General features: G+C 61.8%; 13 protein-coding genes and 1 pseudogene. 10 read left to right on the forward strand and 4 right to left on the reverse strand.

Annotated features, from left to right (window positions below):
- Positions 1-6 precede the first annotated feature (6 nt).
- The 10 genes from ACZ9H3_RS08420 to ACZ9H3_RS08465 all read left to right on the forward strand — a co-directional run bounded on the left by ACZ9H3_RS08420 (position 7) and on the right by ACZ9H3_RS08465 (position 11,950).
- The gene (locus ACZ9H3_RS08420; RefSeq protein WP_442963026.1) at positions 7-693 is read left to right on the forward strand and encodes a thermostable hemolysin; all 687 of its coding nucleotides are present in this window, start codon (positions 7-9) and stop codon (positions 691-693) included.
- On the forward strand, positions 683-2,164 hold the full coding sequence (locus ACZ9H3_RS08425) for an AMP-binding protein (RefSeq protein ID WP_476220333.1): 1,482 nt from the start codon (positions 683-685) through the stop codon (positions 2,162-2,164). Before ACZ9H3_RS08420 ends, ACZ9H3_RS08425 begins: the two co-directional genes overlap by 11 nt.
- A complete protein-coding gene (locus tag ACZ9H3_RS08430) occupies positions 2,161-2,853 on the forward strand; it encodes a TenA family transcriptional regulator (protein ID WP_065758591.1) in 693 nt (230 codons plus the stop codon). The genes ACZ9H3_RS08425 and ACZ9H3_RS08430 overlap by 4 nt, the downstream gene beginning before the upstream one ends.
- A complete protein-coding gene (locus tag ACZ9H3_RS08435) occupies positions 2,840-3,649 on the forward strand; it encodes an SDR family oxidoreductase (protein ID WP_065758590.1) in 810 nt (269 codons plus the stop codon). The genes ACZ9H3_RS08430 and ACZ9H3_RS08435 overlap by 14 nt, the downstream gene beginning before the upstream one ends.
- A complete protein-coding gene (locus ACZ9H3_RS08440) occupies positions 3,646-4,290 on the forward strand; it encodes a hypothetical protein (protein ID WP_099775432.1) in 645 nt (214 codons plus the stop codon). The genes ACZ9H3_RS08435 and ACZ9H3_RS08440 overlap by 4 nt, the downstream gene beginning before the upstream one ends.
- A 13-nt stretch (positions 4,291-4,303) precedes the next feature.
- Positions 4,304-4,966: a response regulator gene (locus ACZ9H3_RS08445; protein ID WP_099775433.1), complete on the forward strand. Its 663-nt coding sequence runs from the start codon at positions 4,304-4,306 to the stop codon at positions 4,964-4,966.
- Entirely contained in the window at positions 4,963-6,336 is a 1,374-nt protein-coding gene (locus ACZ9H3_RS08450; RefSeq protein WP_102053340.1) for an ATP-binding protein, read from the forward strand. Before ACZ9H3_RS08445 ends, ACZ9H3_RS08450 begins: the two co-directional genes overlap by 4 nt.
- Positions 6,337-6,477: 141 nt before the next feature.
- Positions 6,478-7,716: an exonuclease SbcCD subunit D C-terminal domain-containing protein gene (locus ACZ9H3_RS08455; protein ID WP_102053341.1), complete on the forward strand. Its 1,239-nt coding sequence runs from the start codon at positions 6,478-6,480 to the stop codon at positions 7,714-7,716.
- On the forward strand, positions 7,713-11,360 hold the full coding sequence (locus ACZ9H3_RS08460; RefSeq protein WP_476220337.1) for an AAA family ATPase: 3,648 nt from the start codon (positions 7,713-7,715) through the stop codon (positions 11,358-11,360). The genes ACZ9H3_RS08455 and ACZ9H3_RS08460 overlap by 4 nt, the downstream gene beginning before the upstream one ends.
- Positions 11,357-11,950: a glutathione S-transferase gene (locus ACZ9H3_RS08465; protein WP_476220339.1), complete on the forward strand. Its 594-nt coding sequence runs from the start codon at positions 11,357-11,359 to the stop codon at positions 11,948-11,950. The genes ACZ9H3_RS08460 and ACZ9H3_RS08465 overlap by 4 nt, the downstream gene beginning before the upstream one ends.
- Before the next feature lie 525 nt (positions 11,951-12,475).
- On the opposite strand, the gene ACZ9H3_RS08470 is transcribed toward ACZ9H3_RS08465, so the two are convergent.
- The 4 genes and pseudogenes from ACZ9H3_RS08470 to ACZ9H3_RS08485 form a co-directional block, all read right to left on the reverse strand.
- Positions 12,476-13,615, reverse strand: coding sequence for a lactonase family protein (locus ACZ9H3_RS08470; protein WP_476220341.1), 1,140 nt, complete (start codon positions 13,613-13,615; stop codon positions 12,476-12,478).
- On the reverse strand, positions 13,581-13,871 hold the full coding sequence (locus tag ACZ9H3_RS08475) for a DUF5629 family protein (protein ID WP_102053360.1): 291 nt from the start codon (positions 13,869-13,871) through the stop codon (positions 13,581-13,583). Before ACZ9H3_RS08475 ends, ACZ9H3_RS08470 begins: the two co-directional genes overlap by 35 nt.
- A 114-nt stretch (positions 13,872-13,985) precedes the next feature.
- Positions 13,986-16,387 (reverse strand): annotated as a pseudogene (locus ACZ9H3_RS08480) (efflux RND transporter permease subunit).
- A complete protein-coding gene (locus ACZ9H3_RS08485) occupies positions 16,384-17,454 on the reverse strand; it encodes a WD40/YVTN/BNR-like repeat-containing protein (RefSeq protein ID WP_476220343.1) in 1,071 nt (356 codons plus the stop codon). The pseudogene ACZ9H3_RS08480 and the gene ACZ9H3_RS08485 overlap by 4 nt, the downstream one beginning before the upstream one ends.
- Positions 17,455-17,469 lie beyond the last annotated feature (15 nt).

Consider the following 17,469-nt stretch of genomic DNA (forward strand, 5'->3'; position numbering starts at 1 on the left):
AGCACGATGCCTGAGCCCACCGACACCATTTGGCCCTTCGCTTTACCGCTTCGGCTGGCACCTGAGAACAGCGCGATGTTGAGCCTGGCGCACGCGTTGCCCAACAGCGATGAGCGCCCACTGTTCGAGGACTTCATCCGCCAGCGTTTTAGCTTGGTACATGGCGCCGACATACGTCACTTCATGCCTGAGCTGTTTGGCCTGAAAGACCAGAACAATGCCTTGTGTGCCGTCGCAGGCCTTCGCCGCGCCAGCACCTCACGGTTGTTTCTGGAACAGTATCTGGATGCGCCAATCGAGCACTACATCCCGTCAGAGAACGAGCAACCGACGCAGCGCGACTGCATTGTCGAAGTCGGCAATCTCGCCGCCAGCGATACCGGCAGCGCCCGCCTGAGCATCATCACCATGACCTGGCTGCTAGGTGCTGCAGGCTTTCAGTGGGTCTCGTTTACCGGCAGTACCGGCCTGGTCAACAGTTTCCATCGCCTCGGTTTGAAACCTACCACCCTGTGCGCAGCAGATCCTCAGCGCCTGGGCGATGAGCGCCACACGTGGGGCCAGTATTACGACAGCCGCCCGAGTGTCCACATCGGCAACATCTGCAGTGGTTTCCAACACTTGGCCAAGGCCGGGCTGTTCAAACGACTTGGCCTGCCACCCGTCGACCGGGAGACCTGCAATGTCGCCTGAACTGAGCCTGTTTGAAAATCAACTGCAACGCCATGCACAGGAGCGCCCTTTTGCTCTGGCCCTATGGGGTGACGAACTGCGCCTGGACTATGAAGCGCTGTGGTCAGAGGTCAATTATCGCCGCCGGTTACTCAGCGAGCAGCCTGAAGGCTGTGTAGTGCTCGCGCTGGACAACAGCCCCGAGGCGATGCTGTGGGACCTGGCCGTGCTCTTTGAAGAGCGCCCATGCCTTACCCTGCCGCCCTTTTTCAGCCCTGCGCAACGCCTGCACTGCCTGGAGCAATGCCAGGCACCGCTGGTCGTCGCTGAGTCCGGCATGGCAAGCGAACTCGAAGCGGCAGGCTACCGCTTCCAGGGCACCCTGTGGAGCAAGGCCGCGGTCTCAGCGGTGGTACTGCCAGAGGGAACCGCGAAGATCACCTTCACATCGGGCACAACCGGCGCCCCCAAAGGCGTGTGCCTCAGTGCCGACAGTTTCCTGCGGGTGGCCCGAGAGCTGGCGGCGGCCAGTGAGCCTGTAAAGCCTGATCATCACCTGGCACTGCTGCCCTTGGCGATCCTGCTGGAAAACCTCGGTTGCTATGCCGCCCTCTTTGCAGGTGCGGTGCTAAGCCTGCCTAGCCAGGCCCGCCTGGGTATTCGTGGCGCCAGCGGCGTCGATACCCCCACCTTCCTGCGCTGCCTGGCAGAACGCCGCCCACACAGCCTGATTCTGGTCCCGCAATTGCTGCAACTGCTGGTCGGCGCCACGCAAGCGCAGGCATTCGATCCTTCCTGCCTGCGCTTTGCCGCGGTAGGCGGTGCACGGGTATCCCCAGGCCTGCTTCAAGGTGCACACCAACTCGGCATACCGGCCTATGAAGGCTACGGCTTGTCCGAGTGCGCCTCGGTGGTGTGCTTGAACGTACCTGGCGCTATCAGGCCGGGAAGCGTCGGGCGGCCATTGCCCCATGTAGAGGTCAAGCTGGCTGATGACGGCGAAGTACTGATTCAAGGCTCGACCATGCTCGGCTACCTGGGCAACCCGGCCCAACCGGCAACGTGGCTGGCCAGTGGCGACATCGGTGAGTTCGATGACGAAGGCTTTCTGTACATCAAGGGCCGCAAGAAGCATCAGTTCGTCACCAGCTACGGCCGTAACGTCAATCCTGAGTGGGTGGAAGCAGAACTCACCCAAGGCGGGGTCATTGCCCAGGCATTCGTGCATGGCGAAGCCCTGCCCTATAACGCAGCCCTGCTCTGGCCTCATGACCCGAGCTGCAGCGACCAGGCCCTTGCCGATGCCGTAGCCAAGGCCAATACAGCCCTGCCCGACTACGCACGCGTTCATCACTGGCTGCGTTTGCCTCAACCCTTTACCCCTGCCAATGGCTTGCTGACCGCCAATGGCCGACCACGCCGCGATGCCATCCTTGAGCAATACCACGCGGCACTGGAATCCTTTAATCGTTCTGAGGAACTGTCGTCATGAGTTTTTTTGAAACCCTGCAAGCTGCAACCGCCCAGGAACGCAGCGCGCTGTTTGAAGTGCCGGTCATCCGCAAGGCACTGGCCGGTGAGGTCACACTGGAGAGCTATCGGGCCTTCCTGATTCAGGCCTACTACCATGTTCGCCATACCGTACCGCTGATGATGGCCTGCGGTGCACGCCTGCCCGAGCGACTGGAGTGGTTGCGCCACGCAGTGTGCGAATACATCGAAGACGAGTACGGCCATGAGCAGTGGGTACTGAACGATATCGTCGCCTGTGGCGGCGACCGTGAAGCGGTGCGCACCGGCCAACCCGATCAACCCATCGAGCTGATGGTTGCGTTTCTCTATGACCTGATCGCACGTGGCAACCCGGTGGGCCTGTTCGGGATGGTCAACGTGCTTGAAGGCACCAGCATCGCCCTGGCAACCCATGCCGCCGAACGCATTCGCGACCGCCTGGCACTGCCTGAGGAGGCCTTCAGCTACCTGAACTCCCATGGCGCGCTGGATATCGGGCACATGCAGACCTACCGCAAGCTGATGGATCGTCTCGACGACCCAGCTGATCAGGCCGCGGTCATTCATGCCTCGAAAGTGGTCTACCGGTTGTACGCGGACATGTTCCGGGCACTGCCGCAAAACACCCAGGCGCCAACCCTGCTGGAGAGCAATCATGCGGCTCAATGAAGCCCGGGTCGTGCTCACCGGTGCCAGTGGTGGCATTGGCCTGGCAATCACCAATGCGCTGCTCGCCAGCGGCGCTCAGGTACTGGCGGTGTCTCGCCATGAAGACGCCTTGCGCCCAAGCATGACGCGTTACCCCAGCCAGCTGCGCTGGGTGTCGGCAGACCTGACCAGCGCCACAGACCGGCATAAAGTGCAGAATGCCGCCCAGGCCATGGGCGGCATCAACCTGCTGATCAACGCCGCCGGGGTAAACCAGTTCGCCATGCTTGAGCAACTGGAAGACAGCGACATCAGCCACATGCTGGACCTGAACATCATCGCCCCGATTTCGCTGACACGCTTGCTGTTGCCACTTCTCAGAGAGGCCCCAGCAGCAATGGTGGTCAATGTCGGTTCAACCTATGGTTCGATCGGCTACCCCGGGTACTCCCCCTACTGCGCCAGCAAATTCGCCTTGCGCGGCTTTTCCGAAGCACTGCGTCGAGAGCTGGCCGATACCCGGGTGAACGTACTTTATGTGGCCCCACGAGCGACCCAGACACGCATGAACAGCGCGGCTGCACAGGCGCTCAATGACGCCCTGAAAGCCAATACCGACGACCCGGAAATGGTCGCCAACGCCGTGATCCACGCCATTGCCGGTGACCGCCGCGACCTTTACCTGGGCTGGCCTGAGCGTTTTTTTGTAAGCCTCAATAACCTGCTGCCAAGCCTGGTAGACCGCGCCCTGCGCAAGCAGCTGCCGTTGATCAGACGCTTCAGCCATATTGGCTCCACGGAGAAAAACAAACCATGAAAAAACTGCTGATCGCCCTGCTGGCCACCGTATCAAGCACCTCACTGTGGGCCATGGACGCCACCGACCAACAACGCCTGAGCGATATTCAACAGCAATGGGCAAAAATCCAGTACGAAACACCCGAGGGTAAACGCGCCGATGCCTTCGAGCAGTTGGCCGCCAAGGCCAATGCCTTCTCCAAGGAGCGCCCAACCGCAGCCGAGGCCTGGATCTGGTCTGGCATCGTCACCAGCAGTTGGGCAGGCGCCCAAGGCGGGCTCGGTGCCTTGGGCAAGGTCAAAGAGGCGCGCAGCGACCTGGAAAAAGCCTTGTCGATCGACCCGACGGCGCTGCAGGGTTCCGCCTACGCCAGCCTCGCTGCACTGTATGATCGAGTGCCTGGCTGGCCGGTTGGCTTCGGTGATAGTGACAAGGCCGATACGCTGCTCAAACAAGCACTGCAGATTAACCCCAACGGTATAGACAACCTGTACTTCTGGGGCGACCATCTCTACCGCCAGAAGCACTACGCTGAAGCCAAGGCTGCCTTGCTCAAGGCACAACAGGCTCCTGCTCGTCCGGGTCGAGAAAGCGCCGATAAAGGGCGACACAAGGACATACAGGCGCTGCTGGTTGAAATAGACAAAAAACTCAACTGACCAAGGAGCCGGCATGCGACTGCTGCTGATCGAGGACGATGTTTCGCTGGGTGAAGGTATCTACCAGGCACTGAGCCGCGACGGCTATACCACCGACTGGATCAAAGACGGTAGCAGCGCGTTGCACTCGTTACTGAGTGAAACCTTCGACCTGGCCATCCTCGATCTTGGCCTGCCGCGCATGGACGGGCTGGAGGTGTTGCGGCGTCTGCGCAGCAGCGGCTCGAACCTGCCCGTGCTGATCCTGACCGCGCGTGATGCCACCGAAGACCGCATTGCCGGCCTTGATGCCGGTGCCGACGACTACCTGGTCAAACCTTTCGACCTGGCCGAACTCAAGGCGCGCCTGCGCGCCTTGATGCGACGCAGTGCCGGGCGGGCCCAACTGCGCATCGAACATGCTGGAATCAGCCTGGACCCTGTCAGCCATCAGGTCACCTACCTGGGGCAGCCAGTTTCATTGACCCCCAAAGAGTACCAACTGCTGTACGAGCTGCTGTCACCCCCCGGCCGGGTCATGACCCGCGAACGGCTGACCCAGTTGCTCTACGGCTGGAACGACGAAGCAGAAAGTAACACGCTTGAGGTCCATATCCACCACTTGCGCAAGAAGCTCTCCAGTGACTTGATCCGGACCATTCGCGGCGTTGGCTACCTGGTGCAAGAAGCACGATGAAATCCATCCGGCGGCGAACCCTGACCCTGATCATTGGCCTGTTGATCGGCGGCCTGATGACCCTGTCTGTACTCAACCTGCATGACAGCAACCACGAAATTGCCGAAGTCTATGACGCCCAACTGGCACAAAATGCCCGCTTGCTGCAGGGCATCATGCGCATGCCAATGCACAGCAGCGATCACAGCGAACTGTACCGTGCGTTCAACGAGGCGCTGGGTCAGGCATCCCCTAAGGTCGATGGGCACCCTTACGAAAGCAAAATGGCCTTTCAGGTCTGGAACCTCGATGGCCAGTTACTGGTGCATACCGCCAGTGCACCGAGCTTCACTGCACCGCCGAGCGATGCCGGCTTCAATGATGTGGTCGACCTGAAGAACCAGCAATGGCGTACCTTCGTGCTGGTCGACACCGAGCATTCCCTGCGAATCTGGGTTGGCGAGCGCGACGATGTGCGCAACGACCTGGTCAACCGCATCGTCCGCCACACCTTGGGCCCCAACCTGATTGGCAGCCTGCTGTTAGCGACGATGATCTGGTTTGCCATCGGCTGGGGGCTCAAACCACTGGCCAATATGGCCACGACACTGCGCGCCCGCCACCCCGGGTCGCTGGAGCCCATACAACTGTCACCATTGCCCAATGAGCTGGAGCCGATGCAAGCCGCACTCAATCGGCTGCTGGGACAGATTCAGGAAGTCCTTGGCCGGGAGCGACGTTTCATCGCCGATGCGGCCCACGAGTTGCGTACCCCGCTGGCAGTGCTAAGGGTACACGCGCAGAATCTGCAGGAAGCGCGCAACGACGCGGAACGCCAACAGTCCCTGCACAACCTGATTGCCGGTGTGGACCGAACCTCGCGCCTGGTCAATCAACTCTTGACCATGGCACGCCTGGAGCCACGGCTTGGCAGCGCACCACTACAGCCCATCGACCTGACTGCCAGTGTGCGTGACTCATTGGCACAACTGACCCCCTGGCTGCTCGACAGGGGCCTTGAGGTGAGCCTGGAAGCGCCTGAGGCGCCCCTGCGGATACTGGGCGATAGCGCAACCCTCGATATTGCCTTGAACAACCTGGTCACCAATGCCGCGAATTTCTCACCCAAAGGCGGGCTGATCACCGTGCGCCTGGAGGAGACCGCCAGCGAAGTGCTGCTGAGCGTCGAAGACCAAGGCCCTGGCATCGACCCTGAACACCGTGATCGCCTGTTCGAGCGCTTCTTCAGCCGTGGCAACGACCAAGGCGCCGGCCTCGGCCTGGCCATTGTACAAACCATCGCCAAGCGCCTCGGCGCAAAAGTCAGCCTGGACAACCTGCCGCAGGGTGGCCTGTGTGCAAGCGTGCACTTCCCCCTGGCGCATGCCTGAAGTTCGCATGCCGCCGGTTGTCTCGGCCCTGCTGATCCCGGAAACTGGCAACCCCTGGGCGTAGTCGCGCTACCATAGCCGACCGCCCCTGCTGGCCAACGCTGCCCAGAGCGACCCGGTTTCCTCTGCACAGGACTTTCAATGCGTCTGTTTCACACCTCCGACTGGCACCTGGGGCAAACCCTCCACAGCCAGGAACGTGACTTCGAACATGCCTGCTTTCTCGACTGGCTGCTCGGCCAACTGGCCCTGCGTCAACCCGATGCCCTGCTGATTGCCGGCGACATCTTCGATACGGTCAACCCTCCGGTCAAAGCCCAGGAACGCCTGTACGACTTCATCGTCCGCGCTCACGAACAGCAGCCTGCGCTGGATATCGTGATCATCGCCGGCAACCATGACTCCGGTGCCCGTATCGAACTGCCGGCACCGTTGATGCGCCGCCTGCGCACCCATGCCCTGGGCCGTGTGCAGTGGCTGGATGACGGCCAGCTCGACAGTGATCGCTTGCTGATCCCGCTGACCGATGCCAAGGGTAAAACCCGCGCCTGGTGCCTGGCGCTGCCCTTCCTGCGCCCGGCCGAAGTGACCGGCGCACACGTGGGTGACGATTACCTGCGCGGCATCACCCAGGTACATGAACGCCTGATCGCTGCCGCTGAAAGCCGACGCAAACCGGGGCAGGCGCTGGTCGCCATCAGCCATGCGCACATGGCTGGCGGGTCGATTTCGGAAGACTCCGAGCGCAGCCTGATCATCGGCAACGCCGAAGCACTGTCGGCCAAGCTGTTCAGCGACTCGGTGGCGTATGTCGCCCTGGGCCACCTGCACAAACCGCAGCGGGTCAACGGCGAGGAACGCATTCGCTACAGCGGCTCGCCGCTGCCGTTGTCGTTCTCGGAAATTGGCTATCAACACCAGATACTCGAGGTGGAACTGGACGGCGCGGCACTGCGCAGCGTCGAGCCACGGCTGGTACCGCGGGCCGTGCACCTGCAACGCCTGGGCCCTGCCTCCCTGAACGAGGTGCTGGAACACCTGGCAGCGCTGCCGGAAGTCGACCTGCTGGCTGACCTGCAACGCCAGCCCTGGCTGGAAGTGCGCGTGCGTCTGGATGAACCACAACCGGACCTGCGCCAGCAAATCGAACTCGCGCTGAACGGCAAGGCCGTGCGCCTGGTACGGATCGCCGTCGAGTATGCCGGCGCTCAACAGGATGACGACGACAGTAGCCCCTTGATTGAACTGGGCCAACTCAGCCCGCAAGACCTGTTCAGCCGCGCCTGGGAGCAGGCCTATGGCAATGCCGTGGACGAGCAGACACTGGCCGACTTCGCCCAACTGCTGCAGGACGTGCAACAGGAGGAGGAGCACCCATGAAAATTCTCGCCATTCGCCTGAAAAACCTTGCGTCCCTGGCCGGCCCTTGCGAAATCGACTTCACCGCCGAGCCCTTGGCCAGTGCTGGCCTGTTTGCGATCACCGGCCCCACCGGCGCGGGCAAGAGCACCTTGCTCGATGCCTTGTGCCTGGCACTGTTCGGCGCTGTACCACGCCTGAACAGCATTGGCCGGGAAACCAAACTGCCAGAAGTCGACAGCGAGATCCTCACCAGCGACCCGCGCACGCTGCTACGCCGGGGCACCGGCAGCGGCTTTGCCGAAGTTGATTTCGTCGGTATCGACGGCCACCGTTACCGGGCACGCTGGGAGACCAACCGCGCCCGCGATAAAGCCAACGGCAAGCTGCAAGGCAGCCGTCAGAGCCTGCATGACCTGGACGGCAACCAGTTACTGAGCAGCCAGAGCAAAAGCGAGTACAAACAGCTGATCGAGGCCAAGCTGGGGCTCAACTTCGAACAGTTCACCCGTGCGGTCATGCTGGCCCAAAGCGAGTTCAGCGCCTTCCTCAAGGCTGACGACAAGGACCGCAGCGAACTGCTGGAAAAACTCACCAACACAGCGATCTACAGCCAGTTGGGCCGACGCGCCTACAGCAAGAGCAAAGAAGCCGAAGATATCCACAAGTCCTTGCAACAACAGGCCAGTGGTATCACCCCGCTCAGCCCGGAGGCACGCGCCGAACTCGACCAGCGCGTTGAGCAGGCACAACGCCAATTCAAGACCGAGCAGGCGCAACTGCGCCAGTTCGAGCAGCAGCGCAGTTGGCTGACAGAGCTAGGCAACCTGCAGGCGCAACAACGTGCCGCCGCCGAGGACGCCCACAGTGCCCAGCAACACTGGGAGCAACTGGCCACAGAGCGCCTGAACCTGGAGCGGCTGGAACAGTTGGCGCCGCAGCGCCATCAGTTTGCCCGACAACTGGAGCTGACCGGCCAGCGCTCGCCACTGACCGTTGCCATTGAACAACAGCGCCAGCAACAGGTTGAGTTGCAGGCCGCCCAGCAACAACTGGAACAACACCTGCACCATGCACGCGAGGCACTGAGCCAGGCACTGGCTCATCAGGCGCAGAACGCGCCGTTGCTGCGCCAGGCCTTCGCCGAGCAAGACACCCTGGCGCGCCTGGAACAGGAACTGGCCGACAGCCTTGCCCTGCACCAACAGGCCGAGCAGGCCTCCCGCGAGGGCCAGCAGCAGCTACACACCCTGATCGAACAACAGCAGCGTAATAGCGAGCGTCTGAACCAACTGGGCGAGCAACTCGCACACAGCGCGCACCTGTCCGGCCTGGGCGACGCCTGGAGCGCCTACCGGGGCCAACTGCAGCAACTGATGCTCATTGGCAATCGGCTCAACAAAGGCCGAGAGGAACTGCCCGCCCTGCAGCAACGCGCCACGGATGCGGCCCGCCAACTGGAAGAACAGCGCACTCACCTGGCGCAGATCTACCACGAAGCCGGCGCTGAACCCGAGGCCCTGGCAGAGCAGATCAGCCTGCTGGGAACGCTGCTGCAAGACAACCGCAAGCAACAGCGTGCGGTCGAAGAACTGACCCGGCTCTGGAACAGCCAGCAGGATCTGGACAAACAAATCCACGCCTTGCGTGAACGCCAGCAGACCGCGCAGCAGCAACGCGAACAGTTGATCAGCGAGGGGCTGCAAGGCAAACAAGAGCTGATTGCCGCCGAGCAGGCACTGAACCTCACACGACAGCTGCTTGAGCGTCAGCGCCTGGCCCGCAGCGCCAGCGTCGAAGAGCTCCGAGCGCAGCTACAGGACGACCAGCCTTGCCCCGTCTGCGGCAGCCAGGAGCACCCGTACCACCAGCCCGAAGCGCTGTTGCAAAGCCTTGGCCGACATGACCAGGATGAAGAAGCCAACGCCCAGCGCCTGGTCGACGGGCTGAAAGAAAAACTGGATGAACTGCGAGCGAAACTGGCCGGCGTCAATGGCCAGATCAAGGAATACCTGCACCAGCACGAGCACCTTGTCACTCAACAGCAGGCGTTGGCCCCCAGCCTCGATGCTCACCCGCTCTACGCCCAGTTGGCCCATCAGGACAGCAACGCCTGCTCGGCCTGGCTGGAGCTTCAACTGCGCCGCCTGAACGATGACATCAACCGGGACGAGCAACGCCAGCACACACTGCTTACGCTTCAGCAGGACGCCGCCCGCCTGCAGCAACAACTGCAGGTGGCCGTCGAGGCCAGCCAGCAGGCAACGCTGCACGTGAGCCAGCAACAGCAGGCGCTGAGTGACGACGAGGAACGCCTGGAACAGGCACTGGCAAGCTTCGCCGGCCTGCTGCCCGCCGACATCCTGCAAGCCCTGCGTCAGGAACCGTCAGCCGCCTTCCTGCAACTCGACCAGCAACTGGCGCAGCGCCTGGAACTGGTAGACCGGCAAAAAGACGAGCAACAGGACTACAACGACCGCCAGCAGCAACTGGAAAAGGCCAGCCTGCAACAACAGGCACGGGTACAGAAGCTGGAGGAGCTGCAGCAGCAGGTCGTTGCCCGGCAAACCCAACAGCAGCAGGCAAAAGCAACGCTAGACGGCCTGCTTGGCGAGCACGAAAACGCCCAGCACTGGCAACAGCAACTGGAGCAGGCCGTTGAACAGGCGCGCAGCGTCGAAGCGACCACCCAGCAGCAACTGCAGGACAGCCGCGCCCGCTCGATCGAGCTGACAGCCGAGCTCAAGGCCAAAGCGCAACAGCGAGATGCCCTGGAAGAGGAATGCCGTCAACTGGAGGCCGTCATCGGCCAATGGCGACACGCCCATCCTGAATTGGACGATGCCGGCCTGACGCAATTGCTGGCGTTCGATGACGAACAGATCGGCCAGTTGCGTCAGCGCCTGCAAAACGCCAGAAAAGCCATCGAGCACACTCAGGTCCTGGTGCAAGAGCGCGAACAGCGCCTTCAGCAACATCAGGCCCAAGCCAACGGGGAACTGCCAGCCGATCAGTTGGAACAGGCCATGGCCACGTTGCAGCAACAGCTGCACACCCGCGAGCAACAGTGTGCCGAACTGCGCGCCGAACAAGCCGACGACCAACGCCGCCAGCAGGCCAACCAAGCGCTGGCAGAACAGATTGCCCTGGCCTATACCGAGTGGCAGCGCTGGGCACGCCTGAACGCCCTGATCGGTTCTGCCACTGGCGATACCTTCCGCAAGATCGCCCAGGGCTACAACCTCGACCTGCTGGTGCACCATGCCAACGCACAGCTGCGTCAATTGGCCCGCCGCTATCGGCTCAAGCGCGGCGGCAGCCTGTTGGGCCTGCTGGTGCAGGATACCGAGATGGGGGATGAACTGCGCTCGGTACACTCCTTGTCCGGGGGCGAAACCTTCCTGGTCTCGCTGGCGCTGGCACTGGGGCTGGCGTCGATGGCCTCGAGCACGTTGAAGATCGAGTCGCTGTTCATCGACGAAGGCTTCGGCAGCCTCGACCCCGAATCGCTGCAACTGGCCATGGATGCACTGGACGGTTTGCAGGCTCAAGGGCGCAAGGTCGCGGTGATCTCTCATGTGCAGGAAATGCACGAGCGAATTCCGGTACAGATCCAGGTTCGTCGCCAAGGCAATGGCCTGAGTACCCTGGAGGTCAGTGGATGATCCTCTACTCGTTTCGGCGCTGCCCTTACGCCATGCGTGCACGCATGGCCTTGCGCTACAGCCAATGCCCGGTCGAGATCCGCGAGGTCAGCCTCAAGGAAAAACCGGCCGACATGCTTGCCTTATCGCCCAAAGGTACGGTGCCGGTGTTGAGTATCGAGGGCAAGGTGCTGGAGGAAAGCCTGGACATCATGCGCTGGGCCTTGGCCCGGCATGACCCGCAAGACTGGCTGCTGAGTACCGACTCACAGGCTGCGCAACAGGCCAACGCACTGATAGCGCGTAACGACAGCCTGTTTAAAGTCAGACTCAACCACTACAAGTATGCCGAGCGCTACCCGGCGCATTCGCGTGAGGAATACCGACAGCTGGCCTGTGAAATCCTTGATGACCTGGAGGCACACCTGGCGCAGCACGACTACCTGCTCACCTCGCACCCAAGCCTGGCGGATGTAGCCCTGATGCCGTTCATTCGCCAGTTCGCCGGGGTCGAACCAGACTGGTTTGCCCAAGCCCCCTACCCCAGGCTGCGAGCTTGGCTGCAGGGTTGGCTGGACTCGGCACTGTTCAAGGCAATCATGGCCCGCTGAAGCCACCCGCCCTGTTGTTGCAGGCTGGCCTGCGATGGCGCCGGTGGGGTGTCAGTGGCTTAGCGGCGTCTGCATCGCAGGCAAGACCTGCTCCTACAACTTTGGACTGCCCACCAAGGGTTGGATTTGTGTCCAATTTCTCGGGGGCAGTCCACCTGTGGGAGCGGGCTTGCCCGCGATGGGGGCCGTGGTGTATCAGCAGGTGCGCGGCGCCCGCATCGCAGGCAAGACCTGCTCCTACAACTTGGACTGCCCACCAAGGGTTGGATTTGTGTCCAATTTCTCGGGGGCAGTCCACCTGTGGGAGCGGGCTTGCCCGCGATGGGGGCCGTGGTGTATCAGCAGATGCGCGGCGCCCGCATCGCAGGCAAGACCTGCTCCTACAACTTGGACTGCCCACCAAGGGTTGGATTTGTGTCCAACTTCTTGGGGGCAGTTCACCTGTGGGAGCGGGCTTGCCCGCGATGGGGACCGTGTTGCATCAGCAGGTGCGCGGCGCCTGCATCGCAGGCAAGCCCGCGATGGTCAATTGACGAACTTCAGGTCCGAAGGCGCATCCTGGGCAAGCTTCTGCACAGTCTTGCCCAGCAGGCCGGTGTGCCGGTCACGCTGGATGACCACGATCTGGTTGCTCTTATGGTTGGCAACCAGCACATAGCCACCGCTCGGGTCAAGGCTGAACTCGCGAGGATGATCACCTTCCACCGAGCGCCGTTGCAGCGGCGTCAGCGTACCCAGGGCCGAGTCGATTGCGAACACCAACAGCTCGTTGGCGGTACCGCGATTACTCACGTACAGGAAGCGCCCGTCCGGCGAGAGGTGCAAGGCCCCCGCCGCTTTGCTGGCCGGCGCCTGAGAGTCGCTCAAGGGCAGCCGTTGACGCTCGATGAGTACGCCATCCTGTACATCGAACACCACCACTTCGGCACTCATCTCCAGGGTCAGGTAAGCCTGTTTGCCAGTGGCTGCGAACACCAGATGGCGTGGCCCGCTGCCCGGCGGCAGGTTGACCGCCGCAGGGCGGGCCGGGCTCAAGGGGCGCTCGGGGTTGGCGCTGTCGTAGCGATAGATGAACACCTTGTCGGCGCCCAGGTCGCAGGCATACAGGTAGCGCCCATCCGGCGACGACACCGCCGCATGCACATGGGAGCCGGACTGGCGCTCCGGGTTGACGTAGCTGGGCGGATGGCGTTCTTGCTGCACCACCGGCAACAAGCGCCCGTCTGCCGCCACGGGCAGCACCGACAGGCTCCCGCCCGGGGTTGGCTGCACCGCATAGTTGGCAACGAACAGGTAGCGGCCGTCATTACTGAGGCTGGCGTGGGTCGGCTCGTCACCCAGGCTGTCGAGCCGGCTCAGCGGGCTTATCGCACCGCTGCCGGGGGCAAGCGCAAAGCTGCTGACCTGGCCACGCCCGGCGCCGTTTTCGTTGACCGCAAACAACAGGCGACGGTCACTGGACACGACCAGCCAGGACGGGTTGACGCTCTGCACCACCTGCAGCGGCTCTGGCTCGATCTGCCCGCTCTGGCTGTCAAAGCGGTAGCGATAGATCCCCTCGCTGCTGCCCTGGGTGTAGCTACCGACCAGCAGTTCGTGGCCTTGCGCCGTAGCCGTCATGGCAACAGCACTATTGATCAATAGACACGTCAGCAGACGTTTCATCGTCATCCTCTTCCGAGGCGCGCAAGGCACTCATGCACACCAGACGGTGCTCGACACCGTCGGCCGCGATCAACCAGTCGCCGCCGTCCGCGCGGGCGGCATTGATCTGCTCAATGCTGAACTGCCAGCGTTTGAGTGCACGGCCATCCATGCATTCAACCTGCAGACCGGTCTCATCGAAGGTGAAATCAAAGGCATGCAGGCCGTCGATCAACAGCATGTCGCTGGCTTGCAGGGCGTGGGAAAGGGTCGTCATGAGAGAGGCATCATCGTGCGGAAAAGCACAATGATACTCCAATGCAAACAACATCGCCGGCACCCAAGCCCCCGTAGGGGCCGGCGTTGCCGGCGATGCGCTCAACCGAGGCGATCAGTGGGCGAAAATCGACCCACCCTCCTTGCCCACCAGTTTCTCTGGCTTGATCAGGAAACGAGCCAGTGCCGGCAACAACCACAATGCGCGCCGAACATGTTCCAGAGCAACATGAAGGTCAGCATCAAGCCCATGTCAGCCTGGAACTTGATTGCCGAGAAGATCCAGGTCGCGACGCCAATGGCCAGGCACAAGCCGGTGAACAGCACCGCCTTGCCGGTGGACTTGAGGGTTTGATAGTAGGCCTCTTGCAGCGGCAGCCCGGCGCGCAGGAAGCTCTCCAGCCGACTGTAGATGTAAATGCCGTAGTCCACACCGATACCCACCCCCAGCGCCACCACAGGCAGGGTCGCCACCTTCACACCGATGCCCATGAAGGCCATCAGCGCATTACCCAGCACCGAAGTCAGCACCAGCGGCAGCACGATGCACAAGGTCGCGGCAAACGAGCGGAAGGTGATCATGCACATCACGGCCACGCAGATGTACACCAGGATCAGGATGGTCAGCTCGGCCGACTTGATCACGTCATTGGTCGCGGCCTCGATCCCGGCATTACCCGCTGCCAGCAGGAACTCCAGGCCGTCCTTGTTGTGTTCATCGGCGAAGGTCTGGGCCGCCTTGATCACGCGATCAAGGGTCTCGGCCTTGTGATCGTTGAGGAACACCAGCACCGGGGCCAGCGAACAGTCGCTGTTGTACAAGCCATCGGCACGGGAGATCGAACTGTTCAGCACATCCGGGTTGCGCGACAAGGTCTCCCATTTGAGGTTGCCCTCGTTCATGCCCTTGATGACCTGCTTGGACACCGTCACCAGTGAAATCGCCGATTGCACGCCCGGGGTGTTTTCCATGGTCCACATCAACTCATCGATCGGCGCCATGGTCGAATAGACCGAGCAGCCTTCGGATGGCGTCTTGACCATGATCACCAGCACATCCGAGCTGGTCGAGTAGTTACTGATGATGAAACGGTTGTCCAGGTTATAGCGCGAGTCCGGGCGTAGTTCAGGCGCTCCCTGGTCGAGGTCACCGATCTTCAGGTTCTGGCTGTACCAGAGGCCACCACCGAACGCGAACAGCGCCAGCACCACTGACACAGGCGCTACCTTGGCACTGGCAAAACCGGACAGCAGCCGCCAGAACGGGTGCTCACGCGTGGCATCGCGCTTGCTGCGCTCGATAGCCTTCTTGCTGATGCCGACATAGGAGATCGCCACCGGCAGCAGGATCAGGTTGGTAAAGACGATCACCGCCACACCGATGGAGGCACCAATGGCCAACTCGCGGATCACCCCGATATCGATGATCAGCAGGGTGATGAAGCCCACCGCGTCGGCCAGGATGGCAATCATCCCCGGCAAGAACAGTTGGCGGAAGGTTCGCCGTGCAGCGGTCAGGGCATTGTCGGCATTGCTGGACTGCAAGGCGATACCGTTGATCTTCTGCACCCCATGGGAAATGCCGATGGCGAAGATCAGAAACGGCACCAGCATCGAGTACGGATCAAGGCCAAAGCCCACCGCGTGCATCAAGCCCAACTGCCAGACTACCGCCACCAGGGTGGTGATCAGCACGGCGATGGTGCTACGGATACACCAGGTAAACCAGTACAGCAGCACCCAGGTGATGGCCAGGGCGATGCCGAAGAACATCGCGACCATCATCAGGCCATCGATCAGGTCACCAACCTTCTTGGCGAAACCGACGATGTGGATTTTTACATTGGGGTTCTGTGCCTGGAACTTGTCGCGGATCTTCTCTTCCAGCTGATGGGAGAACTGCTGGTAATCCAGCTTGATCTGCTTGCCCTGGTCCTGCGGGTCGGGGTAGGACTCCAGCAGCGGTACATCGACAATGCTGGACTTGAAGTTGTTGGCCACCAGACGGCCTATCTGCCCGGACTTGAGCACGTTGCTGCGCAGTTCATCCAGGCTGTCGGCGGAACCATCGTAGGTCTTCGGAATGACCTCGCCACCGGCAAAACCTTCTTCGGTCACCTCGGTCCAGCGAACGTTCGGGCTCCACAACGACTTGAGCGCAGAACGATCGACACCGGGAATGTAGAACACCTCATCATGGATCTGACGCAGGGTTTCCATGTAGTGCTTGTCGAAGATATCGCCATCGACTGCCTCCACCGAGATACGCACCGTATTGCCAAGGTTGGCCAGGTCGTTACGGTGCTCGAGCATTTTCTCGATAAACGGATGCTCAAGCGGGATCATTTTCTCGAAGCTGGTCGAGGGGCGGATCAAGGTGGCCTGCCAGAACAGGAACAGGCTGACGACCAGGCAGATGAAGATGACAGCAGGCCGGTTGTTGAAAATCAGGCGTTCAAGAACCGACGCCTTGTCGTGATGGTGCTGGTGGGTGCCGAACGATTCCCGACTGGTCATGGTTGTACCCTCTCAGCGCCAGATGACGTGGCAACATGGACGCCGCCCTGGCCTACCAGAATCAGCTTTCCATCCGTGACTGCGCTGGCAGCCGCCAGCGCGATACGATCGGCCCGGTTATAGACACTGAAGCTTGCACCATCGTCGGTGCTGCGCAGGACGCTACCGCCATTACCGACCAGCACCAGGCTGCCATCGTCCAGAAGGGTCGCGCTGGACAAGCCGAACTCCAACTGCCCGCGTTCGGCATGCAGGGGAATGGTTTGCCAGGTGTCGCCAAAGTCGGTGGAGCGGAACAGGTTGCCGCGCAAGCCATAGGCCAGCAGCGTGCGTGCTTGCGCCGTACCGACCACACCGAACAACGAGCCCTGGTAGGGCCCTTCCACCCGGTTCCAGGTTTGCCCAGCGTCGGCTGAGCGGAACATCACGCCCTGCTCTCCAACGATGAACAGCCCTGCATCCTTCACCGCCGCGACGCCATTGAGGTGCAGTTGATCTTCGTTATCCAGACGGTCGCTGACCTCTTGCCAGGCTGCGCCGCCATCAACGGTTTCAAGCAGAGCCCCATAAGCCCCCACAGCAAAACCGTGCTGCGCGTCCTGGAACCACACATCCAGCAAGGGCGCTTCACGCTTGAGGTCTTCGAATTGCTTGCTCCAGGTCGCGCCGCCGTCACTGCTGGCGAGGATCTGCGCATCATGGCCTACCGCCCAGCCATGGAGGGCATCGGCAAAGTAAACCGCAGTGAGCATCTGCCGGGTGGGCACCCGTGCCTGGGTCCAGGTCTGCCCCTGGTCATCGGAGAAAAGGATGTGGCCACGGTCACCAACCGCTACCAGCCGGGCGCCGGCCTTGGTGACGTCAAGCAACAGACTGCGAGCGGCCTTATCGGACTCAATGGCGTAGACCGTTGCCGAGGCTGCAGACTCCTGCGCCTGCGCCGCCTCGATAGCATTGGCAAACATGCCCAGGGCCAACGCCAGAAGGCTGCTGCCAACCAACACGGTCGGCCCCCTGCGCCCTTGTCCTGCACCATACCCGGTGCGCGCCATGACGGGCTCACCCATAGATCTCTCCCCCGA

The sequence above is a fragment of the Pseudomonas sp. TE3910 genome (genome assembly GCF_056279025.1).

Coding starts and splice junctions, on each gene's coding strand:
- ACZ9H3_RS08445 (WP_099775433.1), top strand. CDS start 4,304: ATGCGACTGCTGCTGATCGAGGACGATGTTTCGCTGGGTGAAGGTATC.
- ACZ9H3_RS08430 (WP_065758591.1), top strand. CDS start 2,161: ATGAGTTTTTTTGAAACCCTGCAAGCTGCAACCGCCCAGGAACGCAGC.
- ACZ9H3_RS08465 (WP_476220339.1), top strand. CDS start 11,357: ATGATCCTCTACTCGTTTCGGCGCTGCCCTTACGCCATGCGTGCACGC.
- ACZ9H3_RS08440 (WP_099775432.1), top strand. CDS start 3,646: ATGAAAAAACTGCTGATCGCCCTGCTGGCCACCGTATCAAGCACCTCA.
- ACZ9H3_RS08450 (WP_102053340.1), top strand. CDS start 4,963: ATGAAATCCATCCGGCGGCGAACCCTGACCCTGATCATTGGCCTGTTG.
- ACZ9H3_RS08435 (WP_065758590.1), top strand. CDS start 2,840: ATGCGGCTCAATGAAGCCCGGGTCGTGCTCACCGGTGCCAGTGGTGGC.
- ACZ9H3_RS08425 (WP_476220333.1), top strand. CDS start 683: ATGTCGCCTGAACTGAGCCTGTTTGAAAATCAACTGCAACGCCATGCA.
- ACZ9H3_RS08420 (WP_442963026.1), top strand. CDS start 7: ATGCCTGAGCCCACCGACACCATTTGGCCCTTCGCTTTACCGCTTCGG.
- ACZ9H3_RS08475 (WP_102053360.1), bottom strand. CDS start 13,871: ATGACGACCCTTTCCCACGCCCTGCAAGCCAGCGACATGCTGTTGATC.
- ACZ9H3_RS08485 (WP_476220343.1), bottom strand. CDS start 17,454: ATGGGTGAGCCCGTCATGGCGCGCACCGGGTATGGTGCAGGACAAGGG.
- ACZ9H3_RS08455 (WP_102053341.1), top strand. CDS start 6,478: ATGCGTCTGTTTCACACCTCCGACTGGCACCTGGGGCAAACCCTCCAC.
- ACZ9H3_RS08470 (WP_476220341.1), bottom strand. CDS start 13,615: ATGAAACGTCTGCTGACGTGTCTATTGATCAATAGTGCTGTTGCCATG.
- ACZ9H3_RS08460 (WP_476220337.1), top strand. CDS start 7,713: ATGAAAATTCTCGCCATTCGCCTGAAAAACCTTGCGTCCCTGGCCGGC.